The following is a 22,721-nucleotide window of genomic DNA, read 5'->3' on the forward strand; positions in this document are numbered from 1 at the left end:
CTGCCCGGCGGACGGGGTATCAACATATCTGGCGTTGATTTTTGGCACGCTGTTGAGTTCTCAAGGAACGGACGCTTCCTTTGTACTCACCCAAGCTACTCTCGGGCTTTCCTCCGGGCAGTTTCCCTTCGGTCTTGCGTTTCCAACCTTACCAGATCCGTTTTCCGTTCCGTTTCCGGTCGGAATTCATTTCCAGTGGCCGTTTGGAGGGCCTTGCCTAATTGACTGCCTCGCGGCTTTCTTTCGGCGAGTCCGACTTTATCAGAAGTTTTCGGCCGGACTGACCGGCCGTTCGTTCCGAATCATCGGGTGGGCTCACTCGGGAAATCATATTCACGAGAAGCCGATAGATTCTCACTGCGCCCTGGGGCATATTCACCTCTAGGCAACTGTTCTAATCTACCTCCCCACGCGCACCGTGTCAACGGCTCTTGCGGGAACGAAGAGGAGACTAACAGTCCGGCGGGGGTGGATGCACATCAGGCGGCTGTGGGGACCGCGGCGCTGCGTTCGTGCTCCTCCACGTCGCCCGTGCCACCGGCGCGCACGGCACGTCCGCCCAGGACATAGACGTAGGCGAGGAAGGCGAGTTCGGCGAGGACGCCGATGGTGATGCGGGCCCAGGTGGGCAGGCCGGACGGGGTGACGAAGCCTTCGATGGCGCCGGAGACGAAGAGCACCAGCGCCAGACCTATCGCCATGCCCAGAGCGGCCCGTCCCTCCTCGGCCAGCGCCACGCGCCGGGTGCGGGGGCCCGGGTCGATGACGGTCCAGCCGAGACGCAGGCCGGTGCCGGCGGCCACGAAGACGGCGGTCAGTTCCAGAAGTCCGTGCGGGAGGATCAGGCCGAGGAAGACGTCCAGACGTCCGGCCGAGGTCATCAGGCCGATGCCGACACCCAGGTTGAGCATGTTCAGGAGCAGGATCCAGAGGACGGGCAGGCCCAGGAAGATGCCCAGGACCAGGCACATCGCGGCGGCCTGGGCGTTGTTCGTCCACACCTGGGCGGCGAAGGACGCGGCGGGATGGCTGGAGTAGTACGTCTCGTACTGGCCGCCGGGGCGGGTCATCTCGCGCAGTGCGTCGGGGGCCGCGATGGAGGCCTGTACCTCCGGATGGGTGCCGATCCACCAGCCGAGGAGCACGGCGACGAGCGTGGAGAGCAGCGCCGTGGGGACCCACCAGTGCCGGGAGCGGTAGACCGCCGCGGGGAAGCCGTGGGTCAGGAAGCGGGTGACGTCGCCCCAGGAGGCCCGGCGGTTTCCTGTCACGGCGCTACGCGCGCGTGCCACCAATTGGCTGAGGCGTCCGGTCAGCTGGGGGTCGGGAGCGCTCGACTGGATCAGGGAGAGGTGGGTGGCCGTGCGCTGGTAGAGGGTGACGAGTTCGTCGACCTCGGCGCCGTCGAGGCGGCGCTGACGGCGGAGCAGGGCGTCGAGGCGGTCCCACTCGGCACGATGGGCGGACACGAAGACATCGAGGTCCATCGGGTGTGCTGCTCCTCGTCCCTCTGCATACCGCGTGTCGGCTTGTCGTACTGGTCGCACTGGTCGTACTGCGGCGCGATGTGTCCTCAGCTTGGCAGACTGGCCACTCGCGGGGCAGGTCAGGGGATGAAACCGGAAGGACTACGGGTGTGAGTGAGCTAGTGACGGGCGAGGCGGTGGCGCTGGAACTGCGTCCCGCGAAGCTGCCGAGCCGGGCGCTGGCCGTGCTGCTCGACCTGGTCGTGGCCGTGGTCGTGTACCTGACGGTGGTCCTGATCCTGGTGCTGTCGACGGCCGGCCTCGACGAGGCCGCGCAGATGGCGATATCCATCGCGAGTTTCCTGCTCGTCCTGGTGGGCGGGCCGATCGCGGTGGAGACGCTGAGTCATGGCCGTTCGCTGGGGAAGCTGGCGTGCGGACTGCGGGTGGTGCGGGACGACGGAGGTCCGATCCGGTTCCGGCACGCGCTGGTGCGGGGCGCGGTCGGGGTGGTCGAGATCCTGATGACGTTCGGTGTCGTCGCGTGCATCGCCTCGCTCGTCTCGGCGCGGGGCCGACGGCTGGGTGACGTGTTCGCGGGGACGCTGGTGGTGCGGGAGCGGGTGCCGACCGGTCAGACGGCGTTCGTGCCTCCGCCGCCGCCCTGGCTCGTGGGGCGGTTCTCCGAACTCGACCTGTCGGCCGTTCCCGACGGACTGTGGCTGGCCGTCCGCCAGTACCTGACGCGGATGCGGCAGCTGGACCCGCACGTCGGCGCGGCGATGGCGGAACGTCTCGCCGCGGAGCTCGCGGCACGTACGGGAGCCCCGGCGCCGTTCGGGGTGCCGCCGGGCGCCTATCTGGCGGCCGTGGTGCACGAGCGGCAGGCGCGGGAGGCTCGGCAGGCGTTCGCGGGCGCGACCGGGGGGCCCGGTGGGCCGGGCGCGTCGGCCGGAGGGGCCGGATGGGGTGGGCCGGGGGCTCAGCCCCCGGTCGTCGCTCCGGCGTATGCGCCGCCCGGGGGGTACGTGAACCCCACTCCGCCTGCGGGCGTCCCGCCGTACGCGGCGTCGGCGGGAGCCGCGAGTGCCGGTGCGCCCGGCGCGGCCGCTCCCCAGGCGCCGGTGGCCCCCCAGCCGCCGGTGGCCCCCCAGTCGCCGCAGACGGCACCGCCTGCCGAACGGCCCAGCACCGGGTTCGCGCCGCCCGCGTGAGCCCCTGCCCGCCCGCCGATCCGCTGTCCGCCGGGCATCGCCCTCAGTCGAACGTCGACGGCGGTGTCTCCAGGTGCTCCAGCTCGATTCCGGGTGCGGCCAGGACGACGTCGCCCGCGAGGTGAACGGTGTGCTGCTCACCTGTGTCCAGGGCTGTGACCTGGTACGCGTCCACGGTCAGCGGGCCGTTGTCAGTGGCGTGTGCTTCTCTTTCGATCAACGCCCAGGACTGGTCCAGGGTGCGGGGGGCGAGGACCGGGTCGGTGAAGGCGACGAGGCGTACGCGAGTGGCGGGCGCGGAGGGGGTGAGGCGCAGGAGGCGGGCGGTGGCGATCAGGAAGGCGGGGGAGGTTCCGGTGAAGGCGTGGGCGCGGACGTTGCCTTCGGTGGCCTCCGTGCCGGAGGGATCGGTGCGGACCCAGGTGACGCCGTCGAGGGCGGCGCCGCGGACCTGCCAGCTCGCGGCGTGCAGTTCGAGGCGGATGGGGCGGCCGAGTTCGTCGAGGGCGAGGTCGACGGAACCGGCGTGATCACCGGACGGGGTGGTCAGTTGCGAGACATAGCGCCAGCCGGACGGGCCGGGGGCGCAGTGGAAGTGTTCTTCGGCGAGGGGGGTGTGGTCGTGCGTGTCGTGGAGCGAATACCGGCCGCGGGGCATGGGGGTCCTGGGTCTTGACGGGCCGGCCCGGTCGACGGGCGGAGCGCGGGGCGAACGGGCAGGCCCCCGGCACGGGGGTGCGGGGGCCTGCCTGGGAGCTGTTGCCGGGACGGGTGCGTCCGTGCGCGGACGCACCCGCCGGCCGGTGGATCAGTAGCGGTAGTGGTCCGACTTGTAGGGGCCCTCGACCGCCACGCCGATGTACGAGGCCTGCTCGGGGCGGAGCGTGGTGAGCTTCACGCCGAGCGCGGCCAGGTGGAGGCGGGCGACCTTCTCGTCGAGGTGCTTGGGCAGCGTGTAGACGCCGGTGGGGTACTCGTCGGGCTTGGTGAACAGCTCGATCTGGGCCAGGGTCTGGTCCGCGAAGGAGTTGGACATCACGAACGACGGGTGACCGGTGGCGTTGCCCAGGTTCAGCAGGCGGCCCTCGGACAGGACGATGAGGACCTTGCCGTCGGGGAAGGTCCAGGTGTGGACCTGCGGCTTGACCTCGTCCTTGACGATGCCCGGGACCTTGGCGAGGCCGGCCATGTCGATCTCGTTGTCGAAGTGACCGATGTTCCCGACGATCGCCTGGTGCTTCATCCTGGCCATGTCCGAGGCCATGATGATGTCCTTGTTGCCGGTCGTGGTGATGAAGATGTCGGCCGTCTCGACGACCTCGTCGAGGGTCGTGACCTGGTAGCCGTCCATCGCCGCCTGCAGTGCGCAGATCGGGTCGATCTCGGTGACGATGACGCGGGCGCCCTGTCCGCGCAGGGACTCCGCGCATCCCTTGCCCACGTCGCCGTAGCCGAACACGACGGCGGTCTTGCCGCCGATCAGGACGTCGGTGGCGCGGTTGATGCCGTCGATCAGGGAGTGGCGGCAGCCGTACTTGTTGTCGAACTTCGACTTCGTCACGGCGTCGTTGACGTTGATCGCCGGGAAGAGCAGCTGACCGTCGCGCTGCATCTCGTACAGGCGGTGGACGCCGGTCGTGGTCTCCTCCGTCACGCCGCGGATCTCCGAGGCGAGCTGGGTCCACTTCTGGGAGCCGTCGCTGATGGTGCGGTTCAGGAGTTCGAGGATGACGCGGTGCTCGTCGTTCTCGGCGGTGTCGACGGCGGGGACCTTGCCGTCCTTCTCGTACTCGACGCCCTTGTGGACGAGGAGCGTGGCGTCACCGCCGTCGTCGAGGATCATGTTGGGGCCGCCGGTGGGGCTGTCCGGCCAGGTCAGCGCCTGCTCGGTGCACCACCAGTACTCCTCCAGGGTCTCGCCCTTCCAGGCGAAGACCGGGACGCCCTGGGGGTTGTCCACGGTGCCGTTCGGGCCGACGGCGATCGCGGCGGCGGCGTGGTCCTGGGTGGAGAAGATGTTGCAGGAGGCCCAGCGGACCTGGGCGCCGAGGGCGACCAGGGTCTCGATGAGAACGGCCGTCTGCACGGTCATGTGCAGGGAGCCGGTGACGCGGGCGCCGGCGAGGGGCTGGGCCTCGGCGTACTCCTTGCGGATCGCCATCAGGCCGGGCATCTCGTGCTCGGCGAGGGTGATCTCCTTGCGGCCGAACGCGGCCAGGGAGAGGTCGGCGACCTTGAAGTCCTGCCGGTTGTCGACAGTCGTCATGAAGAGCTGCTCCTCGGTGTGTCGGGTCGAGGGTGGATAGGGCTGGTCTGCGCGGCGGCGGACACAGGGGTGCCCCGAAGGGACACGGGCATGCCCGCGTGCGCGCAGCGCAGTCCGTCGGAGGCCCTCTCTCCCTCGGCCGGTCCTCGTGGGACCGCCCGACCGCCATCAGCAGCGACGTCTGGCTCCGTCCCAAGCTACACCGGTCGGCCCTGCCTGCCCCAGTCCGCCTGTGTACGGATCGAGGCGAAGCGGGTGAGGGGGCAGGCGCGATCCGCGGCTGAGGTGCGTGCGCGGCGGCTCGTGCGGGGCGGGAACGGGGAAAGGCCCGTCGCGCGCGTGCGCGACGGGCCCCGGGGCGACGGTGGGCCGTGGTGCGGCCGGTGGGTCAGTGCTCGGCGGTGGGGACCGGGCCGCCGGGGGCGGCCTCGGGGTCGGCGCCCCTGGCGGCCTCCGCCTCGCTGTAGATGTCGGGTTCGAGGTAGATGACGCGGGCGATCGGGACGGCCTCGCGGATGCGGGCCTCGGCGGCGTCGATCGCCCGGGCGACCTCGGTGGCCGTCTCGTCGTGCCGGACGGCGATCTTGGCGGCGACCAGCAGTTCCTCGGGGCCGAGGTGGAGTGTGCGCATGTGGATGATGGCGGGGACCGTGTCGCCGTCGACGATCGCGGCCTCGATCTTCCTGACCTGCTCCACACCGGCGGCCTCGCCGAGGAGCAGGGACTTGGTCTCGGCGGCGAGGATGATCGCGATCAGGATGAGCAGGACGCCGATGCAGAGGGTGCCGATGCCGTCCCAGACCCCGTCGCCGGTGAGCAGGGCGAGGCCGACGCCGCCGAGGGCGAGGACCAGACCGACGAGGGCGCCGAGGTCCTCCAGCAGGACGACGGGCAGCTCGGGGGCCTTGGCGTGACGGACGAAATCGGTCCAGGACTTGCCGCCGCGCAGGCCGTTGGATTCCTTGATCGCGGTCCGGAAGGAGAAGGACTCGGCGATGATCGCGAAGACGAGGACACCGACCGGCCAGTACCAGTGCTCGATCTCGTGCGGTTCCTTGATCTTCTCGTAGCCCTCGTAGATGGCGAACATGCCACCGACGGAGAAGAGGACGATGGAGACGAGGAAGGCGTAGATGTAGCGTTCTCGGCCGTACCCGAAGGGGTGTTGCGGGGTCGCCTCGCGCTTGGCCTTCTTGCCGCCGAGGAGGAGCAGCCCCTGGTTGCCGGAGTCGGCCAGGGAGTGCACCGACTCCGCGAGCATCGATGACGAGCCGCTGAAGACGAACGCCACGAACTTCGCTGCCGCGATCGCGAGGTTGGCGGCGAGTGCCGCCACGATCGCCTTGGTGCCGCCTGACGCGCTCATGAGTCCGAGGTGTCCCTTCGCCTACGCGTGTGTCTGTGCGTGGACATGGGTACCCACGCTTCCGTCCGTCACCGGCCGGGCTTTGCCCGCCTTTTGCAGGGGGCATTGTTGCAGCCCGGTCCGGTGTCGGTGCGCCAGGCTGTGGATAAGGGCGTTGCCGCCTCTTCCTCGGGCGTGGCGCCCGCTCAGGCGATGACGGTGGCGCGGAACAGGGTGCCCGGTCCTGACACCTCCGCCTTCTCGTCGGCCGGTACGAAGACGGACTCTCCGGGGGCGAGCGTGTGTTCGCCCGCGCGGACCGAGCCGGCCGTGCAGAGGAGGATCTGCGGGGTGGCGCGCGTGAGGTCGTGCGCGGCGGTGGCCTCGGGCAGGACGTAGCGGGAGAGGCGGAACTCGTCGATGGAGGTCTCGTAGACCTCTTCGCCGTCGGGGGACGCCTCGGGGCGCAGCACGCCGGGGTCGGTCGCCTCGAAGCGGACGATGCGCAGGAGTTCGGGGACGTCGACGTGCTTGGGGGTCAGGCCGCAGCGCAGCACGTTGTCGGAGTTGGCCATGATCTCGACGCCGAGGCCGCTCAGGTAGGCGTGCGGGATGCCGGCGCCGAGGAACAGGGCCTCGCCGGGCTGCAGGGTCACGTGGTTGAGGAGCATGGCGGCGATGACGCCGGGGTCGCCGGGGTAGTGGTGGGCGATGTCGGCGTACGGGGTGTAGGCGCCGCCGAGGCGGGCGCAGGCGGCCGCGGCCTCGGTGACCGTGTGGGTCATCTCCTCGGGGTCGGCGCCCAGGACGGCCGTCAACACCTCGCGCAGGGCGGCCTCTTCGGGGTGGGCGTGCAGGAGGTCGACGTACGGCTTGAGGGAGTCGACCTCCAGTGCGGCGAGCAGGTCGGCGGCCCGGGCCGGGTCGCGGAAGCCGCACAGGCCGTCGAACTCCGTGAGGGCGCAGATCAGTTCGGGCTTGTGGTTGGCGTCCTTGTAGTTGCGGTGGCCCGCGTCGATCGGGACGCCGCGCCGCTCCTCGTCCTCGTACCCCTCCTTGGCCTGTGCGAGGTCGGGGTGGACCTGGAGGGAGAGGGGGGCGCCGGCGGCGAGGAGCTTGAGGAGGAACGGGAGGCGCGGGCCGAACCTGGCGACCGCCCGGGACCCCAACTCGCGTTCCGGGGCCGCGTCGATCACCTCGGTGAGGGGGCCGCGACCGGTGCGTGAGGGGGCGCCGGGGTGGGCGCCCATCCACATCTCCGCCTGCGGTTCGCCGGTGGGGGCCACGCCGAGGAGCTGCGGGATGGCGGTGGCCGAACCCCAGGCGTAGGGGCGGACGGTGTTGTCGAGGCGGTCCATCGTGTGCGTTTCTCCGTAGGTGGGGAGCCGGCCGAGGGCCCGGTCGGGTCGGGCTCCGGTCAAGGTCAGGCTCCGGAAGCGAGCGACAGGTAAACGGCGGCGAAATCCGTGATGGCGATCATCTCCGCGAGGGTTTCCAGGTCGCTGCCCTCCTCCGGTTCCAGCTCGCTGATCGCGGTGTCATGGCCGAGGGCCAGCTCGCGGGCGGCCGGGACGGCGCTCAGCCCACCGGCCGGGCGGTCGCGGACGAGGACCACGCGCGCGTGCAGGACGGGTGCGTCCTCGACGCGGTCGCGGAAGAAGTCGTCGGGGTCGGCGTTCGCGGCGAGCGGGCCGGTGAGCAGCACCGTGTGGGCGGCGAGGGCCTCCGGGAGCTGGGCGGCCAGAGCGGGGCGGCCCGCGAGATCGGCGAGGGCGGAGGCGAAACGGCGGCCCACGGGGCCCGCGTCCCGGCCCTCGGTCCAGATCAGCGGGAGCGAGTCGGCCAGCTCGGCGGCGAGCGTCTTGGCGGGGTTGCCGTAGGTGGCGATGGCCGGGCCGCAGCGCTCGGCGACCTGGTCGAGGCGGTCGGCGACCTTCTGCAGGGCGTCGGGCGGGGCGGTGACGACACCGGTGCGGTCCAGCAGCGCGAGCATCGGTGTGAGCAGCGCCCACAGGACGCCGGGGGCGGCGGCGCCCAGGGGCACCTCCTGCTCGTACGGGCTGGTCGCCATCGGTACGAAGAGGCCGTGGGCGCGTTCCACCGCCTCGGCGACGGGGGTGCGGGCGGGGGCCACGGCGACGACCGTGCTGCCCCGGCGGTACGCCTGGTCGACGAGGAGGGAGAGGCCGGGCTCGCTGCCGTCCGCGGTGGCGACCAGGAGGAGGTCGACCGGGCCCGCCCAGCCGGGCAGCTCCCAGCGGAGGGCGCCCGGAGCGGGGGCCACGCCGGTGGGGTGGAGGCGGGTGAGGGGGCAGTTGGCCCCCGCGAGGGCGCCGAGCAGGTCGGCGACGCCCGCGGACGCCATGCCGGGGCCCGCGATGAGGAGGGCGCGCGGGCGCCCGTCCGGTTTCAGGTCGGGGATTCCGGCCTCGATGCCGAGGCGGATGGCCGTACGGACCCGGGCGCCCGCTTCGGCGGCGCCGCGCAGCAGGTCGCGGCGGTCGGCCTCCGACAGGGCGTCGGGGGTGTCTAGCAGCGATTCGTCCAGCATGGGCGGCAGCCTCCGATTCGCCGGGTGCCCTGGTGCGCCTTGTCGCTTGTTCGCCGGGTTTCCCGGCTCGTGCGGGTCACGCCTTGCGCGAGAGCTTGACCGCGCGGGTCACGCGGGGCGGCGGGCCTCGTCGACGAGGAGTACGGGGATGCCGTCCCGGATCGGGTAGGCGAGGCCGCAGTTCTGGCTCGTGCAGGTCAGCTCGGTGTCCTCCTCCGTGAGGGGGGCGTGGCACGCCGGGCAGGCGAGGATCTCCAGGAGGCCGGCTTCGAGCGGCATGACGGGTCCCTTCGGGGGGCGGAATTCGTGCGGTGCGGCCTGGTCAGAGTACCGCCGTGCGGGGGTCGGCGCCGGGGTTGGGGCCCAAGGCGTTCCGTCTCCCCGTCCCCCGCGCCGGCGGCCGCGCCCCCTCGACCCCGCGCGCCCCGCACGCCCTGTGCGCGCGGGGCCCGCCGGTCGGTGCTCACGCCCTGATGATCCCCAGGACGTCGTCGCGGATCTTCGCCATCGTCGCCTCGTCCCTCGCCTCCGCGTTCAGCCTCAGCAGCGGTTCCGTGTTGGAGGGGCGGACGTTGAACCACCAGTCCGCCGAGGAGACGGTGAGGCCGTCGAGGTCGTCGAGGGTGACGTCCTCCCGCTCCCCGTAGGCGGAGCGCACCGCGGCCATGCGGTCCGCCTGGTCGGCGACCGTGGAGTTGATCTCGCCGGAGCCGGCGTAACGGTCGTACCGGGCGACGAGGCCGGAGAGCGGGCCGTCCTGGCCGCCGAGGGCGGCGAGGACGTGAAGGGCGGCCAGCATGCCCGTGTCGGCGTTCCAGAAGTCGGCGAAGTAGTAGTGGGCGGAGTGTTCGCCGCCGAAGATCGCGCCGGTTCTGGCCATCTCGGCCTTGATGAAGGAGTGGCCGACACGGGTGCGTACGGGCGTGCCGCCGTGCTCGCGCACCACCTCCGGGACGGACCAGGAGGTGATCAGGTTGTGGATGACCGTGCCCTTGCCGCCGTGCCTGGCGAGTTCGCGGGCGGCGACCAGGGCGGTGATCGCGGAGGGCGGGACGGGACGGCCCTGCTCGTCGACGACGAAGCAGCGGTCGGCGTCGCCGTCGAAGGCGATACCGAGGTCGGCGCCCTCCTCGCGGACCCGCTGCTGCAGGTCGACGATGTTGGCCGGGTCGAGGGGGTTGGCCTCGTGGTTGGGGAACGTGCCGTCCAGCTCGAAGTACATCGGGACGAGGTCGAGGGGCAGGCCGGCGAAGACCGTGGGGACGGTGTGGCCGCCCATGCCGTTGCCCGCGTCGACGACCACCTTCAGCGGGCGGACGGTGGTCAGGTCGACGAGGCCGAGCAGGTGTGCCGCGTAGTCCTCCAGCGTGTCCCGCCGGGTGATCGTGCCCCGCGTGGCGGCCGGTGACGGCGCGCCCGACTCGCTCCAGTCCTCCACCAGTTCGCGGATCTCGACGAGGCCGGTGTCCTGGCCGACGGGGGCGGCGCCCGCGCGGCACAGCTTGATGCCGTTGTACCGAGCGGGGTTGTGGGAGGCCGTGAACATCGCGCCGGGCAGGTTCAGCGCGCCCGACGCGTAGTACAGCTGGTCCGTCGAGCAGAGGCCGATCTCGGTCACGTCCACCCCGAGCGCCGCCGCTCCGCGCGCGAAGGCACGCGACAGGCCGGGCGAGGAGGGCCGCATGTCGTGGCCGGTCACGATGGCGTCCGCTCCGGTCACCCGCGCGAAGGCCGCCCCGAAGAGTTCGGCCAGGGTCTCGTCCCACTGGTCCGGGACCACCCCGCGCACGTCGTACGCCTTCACGATCGTCGACAGATCAGCAGCCACGGCCACATCCTCCAAAGTCCTCGGCGGCGACCCAAACTACCCGCCTGTGCCGGCGGTGGGCCGTGTGACCTCCTGGAACTCCGGCTTCACCGCGCCGGGGACGGCACGGGGCGGTGTGGACGACAGGCGGTGGTGACCGCTCGGCGAGCGCCCACGGGCCCGGCAACGGCCGCGCTCAGGGCGGCGGTTGACGGCTGTCGGCTGCCAGCTGCCGGGAGAAAGCGGTGCTCAGTTGTCGGGAGAGCGCAGTACCCGGAGGTGGCCGCGGCGGGCGACCTCCATGGGGTCCGCCGTGCGGGGGCCGCCGCCGGCCTCCGCGGTGCGCTGCTGCGGACGGGCCGCCTCGCGCACGGCGTTGGCAAGGGCTTCCAGATCGTCACCGCTGGGGCGCGCTGGGGCCGAGGCGTCCAGCAGCCGTACGACCTCCCAGCCGCGCGGCGCGGTGAGGCGCTCGGAGTGCTCGGCACACAGGTCGTAGCAGTGGGGTTCGGCGTAGGTGGCGAGCGGGCCGAGGACCGCGGTCGAGTCGGCGTAGACGTACGTCAGCGTCGCGACGGCGGGGCGGCCGCAAGCGGTGCGCGAACAGCGACGTACAGGGCTCACGACGTTGGACGGTACCGCACTCTTGAGCGGGCCGCGACGACTCTCCACCAGGTCACTCCACCGTGTCGTGCTGTGAAACGCCCCACACACCCCTCCGGACCCAGCGTCGTGACCTGGGAGTAACCCCTCGTCCGGGATGCCGAACGACACAGAATCCGGTCAAGCATGCGTATAAACCATGCCAATTGGCGCGAGATCAACGGTCTCGCAGGGGTACGGAATCGAGCCCAACGTTGGCTGGAATGGTCATCCCCCGACACGGCCGACACCCCTCATGGCGCCGTCGCTCGGCGAGCCGGTTGGACGTGCCGGGTCGGCCGTGGCAGGTCAGCGGCGGCGGGCCGGGGGTGGGTCGGGGTGGCGGGTCGGCGGTGGCGGCGGGGGCGTGGAGCCGGGCGGGCGGGCCCCTCGGGGATTACGCTTCACAGGTGATGGACAACCTCGTACCGCCCCGCGCCGCCTCCGCACCCGGGCCCCGCCGCCGAGATCGGCACGGCCGGGGGATGCGCGGGCCCATCGCGCCGCCCCAGGTACCGCTCGCGGCGAGTCGCGCGGATGTGTTCGCGGATCTGGTGCAGGACTCCGTGGAGCGGCTGGAGCGGCGGTTGCCGCAGCTGGCGGACATCGACTTTCTCGTGCTGGAGGTGCCTCGGCTCGACGGGCCCGGGGACGGGGCCTGGAACGACGAGGCCGTGCCGCTCGGGGGGACCGTCGCGGCGCGGGAGGGGCGGCCGGCCCGGGTGGTGATCTACCGGCGGCCGGTGGAGATCCGCACCAAGGGGCGTGATGAGCGGGCCGCGCTGGTGCATGAGGTCGTGGTGGAGCAGGTGGCCGAGTTGCTGGGGCTGAATCCGGAGACTGTGGATCCTCGGTACGGGGAGGACTGACGCGGAGGGGGGTGCCTGGGGGGTTTCGCCCCCGCCGCCCCTACCCGTCCCATCCATAAGGGGCTGCGCCCCTTCGACCCCCAGACGTCCGCCCGGTGGGGGCTTCTCGCGCCCCTGGAGAGCAGGGGCTGCGCCCACTGCTCTCCAGGCGCCTCGGGAATCACCTCTGCAGGATCGACAAGTCCTGGTGGGCCTTCGGGACCGCTACCGTTCCCCGGTCGTCCGGGAGGGTCTGGATGGTGAAGGCGGGGACGGAGTCGAGCTTGGACTCCAGGAGGCGGGAGGCGTAGACGGGGCCGCCGGAGATCGGCTCGACCGTGAGGGCGTAGGTGCCCTTGAGGCCGGTGGGGGCCGGCATGTCGACGTGCTGGGTGGTGCCTGCCTTGATCGTGAAGGTCTTGGTCGCGGCCTCGCCGCCACCACTGCCGGCGGACGCGGTGACCTTGACCTTCGCCGTGCCGGTCGGGGCGGTGAGGGCGAGGGTCGTGCCCTTGGCGCGGTTGTCGGTGACCGTGGCGCGCGCGCCTACCGGGCGGGTCGCCGGGATGAAGGCCGTCTCCTGGTTGTCGCCCTTGCCGCGGACGACGCGGAGCGCGGCCACCACCGGGACCGGCCGACCGGTGGGGGTGAGGAAGAGGGAGCCCTCCTCGCCCCGGGTGATGTCACCCAGATCGGCGGAGGCGGTCATGCCCGCCTTGACGTGCAGCGTCTCGTTGCCCGCCGGGGTGATCGGGCCGCCCGGCGAGGCGAGACGGAGCTTCAGGTCGGCGTCGGTGTCGCCCGGGGTGAAGGCGACGAGGGTCACGGAGGTCGCGTCCTTCGGAATGCCGGGGAGGACCAGGCTGCCGGCCGGGTCGGCCGCGGTGGCGAGCCAGTCGCCGCCCAGCTTGTCGTCGAGGGCCTGGACCGCGGCGGCGACCCGGCCGCTGCGGACGCTGACGTGGACCGTGAGGTCGGCCTCCTTCGCCGTGACGAGCGTCGACAGCAGGACCGGTTCGGCCGCGCGGGGCTGGACCGTGATGCCGTCCCCCACCGTCGACTTCAGGGCGCCGTTCTTGCCGTACAGCTCGATGTCGACGACGGCCGCCGAGTCGTCCGGGTTGACGAGGTGGACGTAGTCGGTGCGCCCCGCGGCCGTGCCGGCCCCCGGGAACCAGAACTCCGTGTCCGGGGCGGTGCAGTTGACGCCGAGCAGACCGCGGCCGGTGCCGGCGGCGACCTCGGTGGTCTCCTGGACCGTCCAGCCGGGCGCGAACCTCCCCTCGGCCGTGCCGATCAGCGCGGGGGAGTCGCCGCCGTCGGTGCTGCCGGTGACGGGCTTGCCGGGCTCCTTGGCCTCGACGACGGGCTTGGCGGCCTTGCCGTCCTTGTCGTCCTTGCCGTCCTTGTCGTCCTTGTCGCCCGCGTCCGTCGACTGCCCGCCCGCCGCGACGAGTTCGGCGCCGCCTTCACCGCCGGTGCCCTTGGTGACGGGGGTGAAGGACGTGTACGCGGTCTCCGCCAGGTCCGAGGTACTCGGCTGGGGGCAGAGCAGACTCGTGCGCTGCACGGGCAGTTGGGCGGCCGCCTTCGCGGTGGTCCCGCCGCCGGAGGTGTCGGGGGCGGTGAGCACGGCGAAGCCGGTGACGGCGGCGAGGGCGGTCGCGCCGGCGATCAGGGACAGGGTCTGGCGGTTCACTGCTGGCTCCCGTCGGGGCGCTCACTGTCGGCGCCGGTGCCGTGCGACGGGTCGTACGTCGCGTCGTAGCCCTGGGTGTACGTCTGGTCGTACGTGCCCGTGTTGCCCCCGTAGGTGGCGTACGGGTCGTACTGGCCGCCCTGGTAGGGGTCGGCCTGGTAGTGCTGCTGGTCGTACGTGCCCGCCGGGTACTGCTGCTGGGCGCTCTGGTACTGCTGGTCGTACTGGCCGTACGCGGCGCCCGCGCCCGCGTGGGTCGGCGTCTCCCACTCCCCATAGGCCTGCTGCTGCGGGACGGGAGCGGCGACCGGTGCCTCCTCGGGGGGCACGGGCAGACCGGGGTCGGTGGACTGTTCGGCCTCCGCGTCGGCCTCCGCCTGGGCGCGCAGGCGGCGGGCGCGGCGGCCGTCGCCGGTGACGTCCTGGGCGGGTACGGCGACGGGCTCGTCGGGGAGGTCGTCGTCGACGTCCCGGCGGCGGCCGGGCAGGGCGAGGACCACGAGGACGACGGCTAGCGCGCCCTGGGCCCACAGCCAACCGGTGTGGCTGACGGGCGCGTCGAAGGTGACGTCCAGCCTGCCGCCGTCCACGGGCAACTGGAAGCCCTGGGCCCAGCCGTCGACCGTGGTCGGGGTGAGCGGCTTGCCGTCGAGGGTGGCGGTCCAGGACTCGTCGGCGGTGTCGGCGAGGCGCAGGACGCGGCCCGAGCCGCCGGCCGGGAGGGTGGTGTGCACCTCGACGGGGCCCGCGGCGACCGCCTTCGGAGTGCCGGAGGCGGCCTCGACGGTGACACGGGCGACCTGGCGGTCCACCCGCCACAGGGCGCTGCCGTCCTGCTGGCTGAGGCGGCTCAGGCCGGGGGTGGCGTCCAGGACGCGGCTGACCTCGCGGGGGGAGCCGGGGCGGACGAGGACGTAGCGCACGGCGAAGCCGCCGAGTTCGGCGCTCTGGTCGGCGCCGGAGCCCGCCACGAGGTTGGCGACGACCTTGTCGAGCTGCTTGTTCTCCCCCGCGGCGGCCGTGAGTTCGGCGTCGCCGAGGCGGACGCCGGAGCCGCGGACCAGGGTGTAGCCGACCTCGGCGGTGGAGTCGCTGTCGAGGACCAGGGTGCGGGCCTGGTCACGGGTGCCGCTCTCCTCGGCCACGAACGCGGGCACCTGGACGGGGTCCCGGCGCTCCACGGGGCCGTCGGCGCCGCCGAGCACCCATCCGGCGGCGGCCAGCAGCGGGCCGACGGCGGCGGCGAGCGCGATGAGCACGGCCACCGGCTGCCGCCAGCCGAAGCTCTGCTCGGCCACGCGGTGGCGGGCGCCGTCGGCGCCGAGCACGGCGGCGGCGAGGAGGGCGATGCCGTAGACGAGGGTCGAGGGTCCGGCCCAGGTGGAGCCGTTGGAGAGGACCGCGAGGACGAGGGCCACCAGGGCGGCTGTCCATGCGGTCCGGATCGCCGGCCGGCGCTCCGCGCGCAGCAGGGCGGCCAGCGCCGCGAGGACGACGCCGATGAGGGTCAGCCCGCCGACCGTGCCGGGTCCGCCGGGGCTGATGCCGAGCAGATCGGTCGCCGAGGCCGGGCTCCCGCCGTACTCCAGACCGGCCTCTGCGAAGAAGCCGAACGGCAGCAGCGTCAGCGACCAGGGGGCGAGCATCAGCAGCGGAGTGCCCAGCTGGGCGACGAAGCGCGGGCCGTAGGCGGTGATCTCGCGGCGGCGCACGACGAGGATCCCGAGGCCGAGGAGCAGCGCGAGGGGCCAGACGACGGGGGTGAACGCGGTGGTGATCGTCAGCAGCAGCGCGTACGCCCAGGTGGCACGCCAACTGCCGCGCGCGCCCGTGCGGTTGGTGAGGCCGCCGGCCGCTGCGCCCGCGCGGGCGACGAGGGGCAGCAGGACGGCGAGGACGGCGGTGCCGATGCGGCCGGTGGCGAGCGCGCCGGTGACGGCGGGCAGGAAGGCGTACACGACGGCCGCCCAGGCCCGCAGCAGCCGGGACTCGACGAGGGAGCGGGAGGCGAAGTAGGCGGTGAAGCCGGCCAGGGGCACGGAGGCCACGAGGAGCACGGTGACCGCGAGTCCGGCGGAGCCGAACAGCAGGGAGCCGAGCATGGCCACGATCGCCAGGTACGGCGGCGCGGCCTCGGCGCCGCCCGCGCCGACCGGGTGCCAGCCGTCCAGATAGCGCGACCACAGCGCGGCGGAGTCGGCGGGGGCGGGCAGCAGGGTGCCGCCCGCGAGCGCGCCGCCGCCGAGCAGTTCACGGCAGGCGGCCAGCGAGGCGAGCAGCAGCAGGGCGAAGAGCACGGGCCCGGGTGCGCGCGCGACGCGCTTGAGCCGGGCGAACTGCTCGACCTGCGGGAAGTCGGCGTCGTCGTCACCGGGCCCCGACTCGACCGCGCCGCCGTGCCGTCCGGCCGGGGAGGTCTCGGCGTCGGCGCTGCCGAACAGGTCGCCCGCGACCTGTTCGACGGTGGCCCGGACGGTCGCGCCGGGGGGCGGGAACAGCGGGCGCAGCTCGCCCTTGTCGAGCTGCGAACGGCCTCGTCTGCGCCGCCCGGCGATGATCCGCTCGGGGCGCAGCAGCGTGCTCAGCAGACCGCGGATCTCGTCGACGGCCTGTCCGGGGACCTTGCCGACGAGGTAGGCGACGGTCCTGAGCAGGGTGCCGAGGACGATGCGCAGCAGCACCCAGGGCAGCTGGGCCGTACGGGAGTTGACGAGGAGGGTGTAGACCGCGCCGGCCTTGTCGACCATGTGCGGGGAGGCGGCGCTGCGGCCCACGCAGTCGACGGTGCGGCGCTCGCGCGAGGCCGCCTCGGCGTGCCGTACGACGGCTTCGGGGGCGACGAGGACGCGGTGCCCGGCGGTGGTCGCGCGCCAGCACAGGTCGATGTCGTCACGCATGAGGGGCAGGCGGCGGTCGAAGCCGCCCAGCTCCTCGAAGACGTCGCGGCGGATCAGCATGCCGGCGGTGGACACGGCGAGGCTGGGCTTGACGTGGTCGTGCTGCCCCTGGTCCTGCTCGCGGCGGTCCAGGCCGGTCCAGCGGCGGCCGGAGTCGGCGATGGTGACGCCGACCTCCAGGAGCTGCCGGCGGTCGTACCAGCCGCGCAGCTTGGGGCCGACGACGGCGACGTCGTCGCGGCCCAGCTCGTGTTCGTTCTCCACGACGCGCAGCAGCTGGGCGAGGGCGTCGGGCTCGGGGGCGCAGTCGTCGTGCAGCAGCCACAGCCACTGGACCGGTTCTCCGTGGGGGAGCTCGGGCATGTCGTACGCGTCGTCGCGCCAGCTGCGGGTCACCGGGTCCCAGCCACTGGGGCGCCTGAGGTACGCCAGGTCGTCCTGGGTGAGGACGCCCGCGGTGCGGTTGGCCTCCTCGACGGCCTGGCCGAAACCGGTCCGTCGGGCGAGGTGCAGCACGCGGTCGGCGCCGAGGGCGTCGGAGAGGAGCTGGGCGGAGTCGTCCGCGCTGCCGGTGTCGGCCGCCATGGCGCTCTGGACGGGGCGCTCCTGGCCGAGCAGCCCGGCGAGCGCGTCGGGCAGCCAGCGGGCGCCGTCGTGCGCGACGAGGACCGCGGTCACCACATGACGTGGGAACTCAGGAGCGGCGTCCTGGTGAGCTGAGGTGTGGCTGTGCACGGACATCGAGGTACGGGCCCCGGTTCGATGGACTGCGGTGGACGTCTGTGTCCGGCGGGGACAGCGGGACGTCTCGGACGAGGGCCCACACTAACGGCTGAGCAGCACGGCGGCCCGCCGCCTGTGGACAACCCACGTGCGACGGGCCGTACATGTTCGGTCATCGCTGTTCGACTGTTCCGGGACGGGTCAGGTGCTCCGGGACGGGTCAGACGGCCGCCTTCTTCAGGCGGCGGCGCTCGCGCTCCGACAGGCCGCCCCAGATACCGAACCGCTCGTCGTTGGCGAGGGCGTACTCAAGGCATTCGGAGCGGACCTCGCAGGCGAGGCAGACCTTCTTGGCCTCACGGGTCGAGCCGCCCTTCTCGGGGAAGAAGGACTCGGGATCGGTCTGGGCGCACAGCGCGCGCTCCTGCCAGCCGAGTTCTTCGTCCGCGTCGTCGACCAGCAGTTGCTGCACGAGCTCGGTCATGTGCGCCCCTCGTCCGTCTTTCGCGTCCCCGTCGTGCGGCCGTTACCGATTTCGGCTGAACGACACGAGTGAAATTACAAGTGTGCTGCTACGGGCGAGTCAAGCCGAGATCTGCTATTGAGCCCCTTATTCACTCTGCGGAACCAAGGCTATGCGGAAAGTGTTCAAATCGGCATAAACCTGACAGCAGCCTGACGGCAGGCGGGAGTTCCGGAGGGGGTTCTCCCTTCCTTACGGGAAGAGACGCCCAGGAGTTCGATCTCGTTCCGACTCGTTCGAGCCGGCTCGCTCCGGACGCACCCACGACCCTCCATGCGCGCGTGCCGACGGCTTGCCCGGTTGGACGCCATGTCTCCCCGACACCGGGGGCACAAACCTTTCGCCGCGCGGATGCACCGAAAGAGGTGAACCGGCATCCACATACCGGACGTGAAGTTGACAGCGGAGGTGTGAACCGCTGTGCTTGTGGGCATGCTCGCGAACTTGGCACTCACCTCGACCCGCTCCGCCGGGTCCCTCGGTGCTGCTCGCTGTCGCTGTAGCTGTTGCTGTCCCAGCTGTTGAGCCTGACGCGCTCCGGCTGCCACTGAGCCCGTCCTGGCTCGACCGCTGCCCCCTTTCGCCCGGAGACCGGGCACCCGCCCCGTCCGCGACCCACGCGGACGGCAGGTGACACCCCGCCTTCCCCCACGCACTCCGTCGAGGACCTCCCCACTTCATGAACAGCGACAGCGACCTCCAGATCGCCGGCGACCTTCTCGAAGTACCGCACCTCCTCCAGGCGCCGCGCCAACACCCGGTCACCGTGGCCGAGTTCGCCGGACTGGCCCGTTCCCTCGCCGAGGACCGCTCCCAGTGGGAGCACCTCGTCGAGTACGACGCGACCACACGCTGGTACCACCGGCTGCTGACCGGTCCCGGCTACGAGGTGTGGCTGCTGTCGTGGCTGCCGGGGCAGGGCACCGGGCTGCACGACCACGGGGGCTCCTCCGGCGTACTGACGGTGCTCGACGGCACGCTGACCGAGCGCACCGACCGGGGCACGCGCGTGCTCGGCGCGGGCGCGCAACGCGTGTTCGCGCCGGGTTACGCGCACGAGGTCGTCAACGACACGCTGGAACCGGCCGTCAGTCTGCACGTCTACTACCCGGGCCTGACGGACATGCCGATGCACCCGAAGGCCCGCGCGGCGGCGACGGCGGCCGTCACGGCCTGAGCGGAAACCCGGGGAACCGGCCGTGGTCGCGGGCGGGCGACCCGATGTCCGACCCGCCTGCGAGACTGCTCCCATGCGCATTGTGGTTCTGGCAGGCGGCATCGGTGGTGCCCGGTTCCTGCGCGGTCTGAAGCGGGCCGCGCCGGACGCGGACATCACGGTCGTCGGCAACACGGGGGACGACATCCACCTCTTCGGGCTGAAGGTCTGCCCGGACCTCGACACGGTGATGTACACGCTCGGCGGCGGCATCAATGAGGAGCAGGGCTGGGGCCGGGCCGACGAGACCTTCCACCTCAAGGAGGAGCTCGCGGCGTACGGCGTCGGGCCCGAGTGGTTCGGGCTCGGTGACCGGGACTTCGCCACGCACATCGTGCGGACGCAGATGATCAGCGCCGGGTATCCGCTGAGCGCCGTCACCGAGGCGCTGTGCGACCGGTGGAAGCCGGGTGTGCGGCTCATCCCGATGACCGACGACCGCGTCGAGACCCATGTCGCCGTCGCGGTGCCCGACAGCGGCTCCGCCGCGGGGTCCGGCGAGCGCAGGGCGATCCACTTCCAGGAGTACTGGGTGCGGCTGCGGGCCTCCGTGCCGGCCGAGGCGATCGTGCCGGTCGGCGCCGAGCAGGCGAAGCCGGCGCCCGGGGTCCTGGAGGCGCTCGCCGAGGCGGACGTGATCCTCTTCCCGCCGTCCAACCCGGTGGTCTCCATCGGCACCATCCTCGCCGTGCCCGGGATCCGGGAGGCGATCGCGGAGGCCGGGGTGCCGGTCGTGGGCCTCTCCCCCATCGTCGGCGACGCGCCCGTGCGCGGTATGGCCGACAAGGTCCTCGCCGCCGTCGGCGTGGAGTCCACGGCCGCGGCCGTGGCCGAGCACTACGGCTCGGGGCTGCTGGACGGCTGGCTCGTCGACACGGTCGACGCGGGCGTCGTCGAGCGCGTGGAGAGCGCCGGGATCCGGTGCCGGGCCGTGCCGCTGATGATGACCGACCTGGACACGACGGCCGAGATGGCCCGCGAGGCGCTGGCACTCGCGGAGGAGGTACGGGGAGCGTGAGCGAGCGGAGCGGGAGCGAGGCGACGCCCGGTGCCGGATACCGGGTCTGGGCCCTGGACGGCATCCCCGAGGTGCGGGAGGGGGACGACCTCGCCAAGCTGATCGCCGCGGCCGAGCCGGGGCTGGTCGACGGGGACGTGCTGCTCGTCACCTCGAAGATCGTGTCCAAGGCGGAGGGGCGCGTCGTCGAGGCCGTCGACCGGGAGGCCGCGATCGACGCCGAGACTGTACGGGTGGTCGCGCGGCGCGGTGCGTTGCGGATCGTGGAGAACCGGCAGGGGCTGGTCATGGCCGCCGCCGGGGTCGACGCCTCCAACACCCCCGCCGGGACCGTGCTGTTGCTGCCCGAGGACCCCGACGCCTCCGCGCGGGCGATCCGCGACGGCGTCCGGGACGCGCTCGGCGTCGAGGTCGGGGTCGTCGTCACCGACACGTTCGGGCGACCCTGGCGCAGCGGGCTGACCGATGTCGCCATCGGCGCGGCCGGTGTGCGCGTCCTCGACGACCTGCGGGGCGGCACCGACGCGCACGGCAATCCGCTGAGCGCCACCGTCGTCGCCACCGCCGACGAGCTCGCCGGCGCCGGCGATCTGGTGAAGGGCAAGGCCGCCGGGCTGCCCGTCGCCGTCGTCCGCGGGCTGGGGCACGTGGTGGCCGAGGACGACGGCGAGGGGACGCGGGCCCTGGTGCGGGGCGCACAGGACGACATGTTCCGGCTCGGCACCTCCGAGGCCGTACGGCTGGCGGTGACGCAGCGGCGTACGGTCCGGGCGTTCACGGACGAGCCGGTCGATCCCGGGGCGGTGCGGCGGGCCGTGGCCGCGGCGGTGACCGCGCCGGCGCCGCACCACACGACTCCGTGGCGGTTCGTGCTGCTGGAGTCCGAGGAGTCGCGGGTACGACTGCTCGACGCCATGCGGGACGCGTGGATCGCGGACCTGCGGCGGGACGGCAAGAGCGAGGAGTCCGTCGCGAAGCGGGTGCGGCGCGGGGACGTGCTGCGCCACGCGCCGTATCTGGTGGTGCCGTGTCTGGTGATGGACGGGTCGCACTCCTACGGGGACGCGCGGCGGGACGCGGCCGAGCGGGAGATGTTCGTCGTCGCGGCCGGCGCCGGGGTGCAGAACTTCCTCGTCGCGCTGGCCGGGGAGCGGCTGGGGTCCGCGTGGGTGTCGTCCACGATGTTCTGCCGGGATGTCGTGCGGGAGGTGCTGGGGCTGCCGCGGGAGTGGGACCCGATGGGGGCGGTGGCTGTAGGACATGCGGCCGTGGCGCCTGCGGCTCGGGGGGAGCGGGACGCGGGGGCGTTCATCGAGGTTCGGTGAGCGGATGCGGGGGGTGCGTGCGCGTGTGGCGTTCGTCGTGGCTGATCGTGGGTTTCTGTGTTTCTGTGGGCGCCCTAGGCTCATAGGGCGCCGCCTCTCTGCTTAGGACCTCCTCTTGGCCGGACGTTTCCCTCAGCGGCCCACCCGTACGACCGTGCGGGGTGGGCATGTCGTCGTGCCCGGAGGGGTGCCTCGGCAGGCCGTGGCGGCGGGGAAGCGGCGGACCTGGGTGCCGGAGTGGCCGCTCGACCTGGGGCTCGTACTGGGGCCGCTTCGGCGGGGACCCCGGGACCCGACCTTCCGGGCCGTGCCGGACGGGTCCGTGTGGCGGACGAGCCGAACCCCGGTGGGGGCCGGGACGCTACGGGTCGCCGTGCGGGGCGGGGCCGTCGAGGCGGAGGCGTGGGGGCCCGGGGGCGAGTGGCTGCTCGACCGGGTGCCGTCGCTGCTCGGGGCGTCGGACCAGCCGGACGCCTTCGCGCCCCGGCACCGGGTCGTGGCGATGGCCTGGCGGCGGCGGCCGGGGTTGCGGCTGACGCGGACCGGGCTGGTGCTGGAGTCGTTGATCCCGTCGGTGCTGGAGCAGAAGGTCACGACGGACGAGGCGTATCGGGCGTGGCGGTTGCTCGTCGGGAAGTTCGGGGAGCCGGCGCCGGGGCCCGTGCCGCCGGGGATGTTCGTGATGCCCTCGGCCCGGGAGTGGGCGTTGATTCCGTCCTGGGAGTGGCATCGGGCCGGGGTCGACGACAAGCGGGCGTCGACGATTCTGCGGGCGGTGCGGGTGGCGGGGCGGCTGGAGGAGGCCGTGGGGATGTCGCCGGTGGAGGCGCGGGCTCGGTGGGAGTTGGTGCCGGGGATCGGGCCGTGGACCTCGGCGGAGACGGTGCAGCGCAGTCATGGGGCGGCGGATGAGGTGACCGTGGGGGATCTGCATCTGCCGGGGATCGTGGGGTTCGTACTGGCGGGGGACCGGGATGCGGACGACTCGGTGATGCTGTCGTTGCTGGAGCCGTATGCGGGGCAGCGGCATCGGGCGGCTCGGTTGATTCTGTTGTCGGGGCGGGGGCCGGCTCGGCGGGCGCCGCGGATGCCGCGCGGGGATATCGGGCGTCTGTAGTTTTTTCGCCCCCGCCCCCGCCGCCCCTACCCGTCCTTGAGGGGCTACGCCCCTTCGACCCCCA

19 protein-coding genes are annotated in these 22,721 nt (G+C 72.6%); 7 read left to right on the forward strand and 12 right to left on the reverse strand.

Features of this window, described 5'->3' with window-relative positions:
• Positions 1-385, forward strand: a 385-nt coding sequence (locus ACWCRJ_RS30575; RefSeq protein WP_450942339.1) for a hypothetical protein, incomplete at its 5' end; no start/stop codon positions are given.
• A gap of 94 nt (positions 386-479) precedes the next feature.
• Here ACWCRJ_RS30575 and ACWCRJ_RS30580 read toward each other — a convergent pair.
• Positions 480-1,487 (reverse strand): stage II sporulation protein M, encoded by a 1,008-nt coding sequence (locus ACWCRJ_RS30580; RefSeq protein ID WP_450942340.1) that lies wholly within the window; start codon positions 1,485-1,487, stop codon positions 480-482.
• 149 nt (positions 1,488-1,636) lie between these two features.
• On the opposite strand from ACWCRJ_RS30580, the gene ACWCRJ_RS30585 reads away from it, so the two are divergent.
• Positions 1,637-2,680, forward strand: coding sequence for an RDD family protein (locus ACWCRJ_RS30585; protein WP_450942341.1), 1,044 nt, complete (start codon positions 1,637-1,639; stop codon positions 2,678-2,680).
• 43 nt (positions 2,681-2,723) lie between these two features.
• On the opposite strand, the gene ACWCRJ_RS30590 is transcribed toward ACWCRJ_RS30585, so the two are convergent.
• The 8 genes from ACWCRJ_RS30590 to ACWCRJ_RS30625 form a co-directional block, all read right to left on the reverse strand.
• Complete coding sequence (locus ACWCRJ_RS30590; RefSeq protein ID WP_450942342.1) at positions 2,724-3,338, reverse strand: hypothetical protein; 615 nt, start codon at positions 3,336-3,338, stop codon at positions 2,724-2,726.
• Positions 3,339-3,488: 150 nt separating this feature from the next.
• Positions 3,489-4,946 carry an adenosylhomocysteinase gene (gene ahcY, locus ACWCRJ_RS30595; protein ID WP_450942343.1) on the reverse strand — a complete coding sequence of 486 codons (1,458 nt, stop codon included), beginning with the start codon at positions 4,944-4,946 and terminating at the stop codon, positions 3,489-3,491.
• Positions 4,947-5,334: 388 nt separating this feature from the next.
• A complete protein-coding gene (locus tag ACWCRJ_RS30600; protein WP_450942344.1) occupies positions 5,335-6,312 on the reverse strand; it encodes a cation diffusion facilitator family transporter in 978 nt (325 codons plus the stop codon).
• Positions 6,313-6,497: 185 nt separating this feature from the next.
• Positions 6,498-7,649 (reverse strand): mannose-6-phosphate isomerase, class I, encoded by a 1,152-nt coding sequence (gene manA, locus ACWCRJ_RS30605; protein ID WP_450942452.1) that lies wholly within the window; start codon positions 7,647-7,649, stop codon positions 6,498-6,500.
• 65 nt (positions 7,650-7,714) lie between these two features.
• Positions 7,715-8,842 carry an SIS domain-containing protein gene (locus ACWCRJ_RS30610; protein WP_450942345.1) on the reverse strand — a complete coding sequence of 376 codons (1,128 nt, stop codon included), beginning with the start codon at positions 8,840-8,842 and terminating at the stop codon, positions 7,715-7,717.
• A gap of 108 nt (positions 8,843-8,950) precedes the next feature.
• Positions 8,951-9,121, reverse strand: coding sequence for a Trm112 family protein (locus tag ACWCRJ_RS30615; RefSeq protein ID WP_450942346.1), 171 nt, complete (start codon positions 9,119-9,121; stop codon positions 8,951-8,953).
• A 184-nt stretch (positions 9,122-9,305) separates the two neighbouring features.
• Positions 9,306-10,670, reverse strand: coding sequence for a phosphomannomutase/phosphoglucomutase (locus ACWCRJ_RS30620; protein ID WP_450942347.1), 1,365 nt, complete (start codon positions 10,668-10,670; stop codon positions 9,306-9,308).
• 228 nt (positions 10,671-10,898) lie between these two features.
• On the reverse strand, positions 10,899-11,321 hold the full coding sequence (locus ACWCRJ_RS30625; RefSeq protein ID WP_097250039.1) for a DUF3499 domain-containing protein: 423 nt from the start codon (positions 11,319-11,321) through the stop codon (positions 10,899-10,901).
• Between the two features lie 383 nt (positions 11,322-11,704).
• On the opposite strand from ACWCRJ_RS30625, the gene ACWCRJ_RS30630 reads away from it, so the two are divergent.
• On the forward strand, positions 11,705-12,160 hold the full coding sequence (locus ACWCRJ_RS30630) for a metallopeptidase family protein (RefSeq protein WP_097251401.1): 456 nt from the start codon (positions 11,705-11,707) through the stop codon (positions 12,158-12,160).
• A 160-nt stretch (positions 12,161-12,320) separates the two neighbouring features.
• On the opposite strand, the gene ACWCRJ_RS30635 is transcribed toward ACWCRJ_RS30630, so the two are convergent.
• From ACWCRJ_RS30635 to ACWCRJ_RS30645, 3 genes are all read right to left on the reverse strand, one after another.
• A complete protein-coding gene (locus ACWCRJ_RS30635; RefSeq protein WP_450942348.1) occupies positions 12,321-13,838 on the reverse strand; it encodes a DUF5719 family protein in 1,518 nt (505 codons plus the stop codon).
• A complete protein-coding gene (locus tag ACWCRJ_RS30640; RefSeq protein ID WP_450942349.1) occupies positions 13,835-17,476 on the reverse strand; it encodes a glycosyltransferase in 3,642 nt (1,213 codons plus the stop codon). The genes ACWCRJ_RS30635 and ACWCRJ_RS30640 overlap by 4 nt, the downstream gene beginning before the upstream one ends.
• 202 nt (positions 17,477-17,678) lie before the next feature.
• Positions 17,679-17,942: a WhiB family transcriptional regulator gene (locus ACWCRJ_RS30645; RefSeq protein WP_003975777.1), complete on the reverse strand. Its 264-nt coding sequence runs from the start codon at positions 17,940-17,942 to the stop codon at positions 17,679-17,681.
• Between the two features lie 718 nt (positions 17,943-18,660).
• Here ACWCRJ_RS30645 and ACWCRJ_RS30650 point away from each other — a divergent pair.
• From ACWCRJ_RS30650 to ACWCRJ_RS30665, 4 genes are all read left to right on the forward strand, one after another.
• Entirely contained in the window at positions 18,661-19,158 is a 498-nt protein-coding gene (locus ACWCRJ_RS30650) for a cysteine dioxygenase (protein WP_450942350.1), read from the forward strand.
• Positions 19,159-19,231: 73 nt separating this feature from the next.
• Entirely contained in the window at positions 19,232-20,215 is a 984-nt protein-coding gene (gene cofD, locus ACWCRJ_RS30655; RefSeq protein ID WP_450942351.1) for a 2-phospho-L-lactate transferase, read from the forward strand.
• On the forward strand, positions 20,212-21,540 hold the full coding sequence (locus ACWCRJ_RS30660) for a coenzyme F420-0:L-glutamate ligase (protein WP_450942352.1): 1,329 nt from the start codon (positions 20,212-20,214) through the stop codon (positions 21,538-21,540). Before cofD ends, ACWCRJ_RS30660 begins: the two co-directional genes overlap by 4 nt.
• Positions 21,541-21,655: 115 nt before the next feature.
• Positions 21,656-22,657, forward strand: a complete 1,002-nt coding sequence (locus ACWCRJ_RS30665) for a DNA-3-methyladenine glycosylase family protein (protein WP_450942353.1) — start codon at positions 21,656-21,658, stop codon at positions 22,655-22,657.
• Positions 22,658-22,721 lie beyond the last annotated feature (64 nt).

This window comes from Streptomyces sp. NPDC002324 (assembly GCF_053593335.1).

What these genes read in the sequence shown, in the direction of transcription:
- ACWCRJ_RS30580 (WP_450942340.1), bottom strand. Translation starts at nt 1,487, where the DNA reads ATGGACCTCGATGTCTTCGTGTCCGCCCATCGTGCCGAGTGGGACCGC.
- ACWCRJ_RS30640 (WP_450942349.1), bottom strand. Translation starts at nt 17,476, where the DNA reads ATGTCCGTGCACAGCCACACCTCAGCTCACCAGGACGCCGCTCCTGAG.
- manA (WP_450942452.1), bottom strand. Translation starts at nt 7,649, where the DNA reads ATGGACCGCCTCGACAACACCGTCCGCCCCTACGCCTGGGGTTCGGCC.
- ACWCRJ_RS30650 (WP_450942350.1), top strand. Translation starts at nt 18,661, where the DNA reads ATGAACAGCGACAGCGACCTCCAGATCGCCGGCGACCTTCTCGAAGTA.
- cofD (WP_450942351.1), top strand. Translation starts at nt 19,232, where the DNA reads ATGCGCATTGTGGTTCTGGCAGGCGGCATCGGTGGTGCCCGGTTCCTG.
- ACWCRJ_RS30610 (WP_450942345.1), bottom strand. Translation starts at nt 8,842, where the DNA reads ATGCTGGACGAATCGCTGCTAGACACCCCCGACGCCCTGTCGGAGGCC.
- ACWCRJ_RS30615 (WP_450942346.1), bottom strand. Translation starts at nt 9,121, where the DNA reads ATGCCGCTCGAAGCCGGCCTCCTGGAGATCCTCGCCTGCCCGGCGTGC.
- ACWCRJ_RS30630 (WP_097251401.1), top strand. Translation starts at nt 11,705, where the DNA reads ATGGACAACCTCGTACCGCCCCGCGCCGCCTCCGCACCCGGGCCCCGC.
- ACWCRJ_RS30645 (WP_003975777.1), bottom strand. Translation starts at nt 17,942, where the DNA reads ATGACCGAGCTCGTGCAGCAACTGCTGGTCGACGACGCGGACGAAGAA.
- ACWCRJ_RS30600 (WP_450942344.1), bottom strand. Translation starts at nt 6,312, where the DNA reads ATGAGCGCGTCAGGCGGCACCAAGGCGATCGTGGCGGCACTCGCCGCC.
- ahcY (WP_450942343.1), bottom strand. Translation starts at nt 4,946, where the DNA reads ATGACGACTGTCGACAACCGGCAGGACTTCAAGGTCGCCGACCTCTCC.
- ACWCRJ_RS30590 (WP_450942342.1), bottom strand. Translation starts at nt 3,338, where the DNA reads ATGCCCCGCGGCCGGTATTCGCTCCACGACACGCACGACCACACCCCC.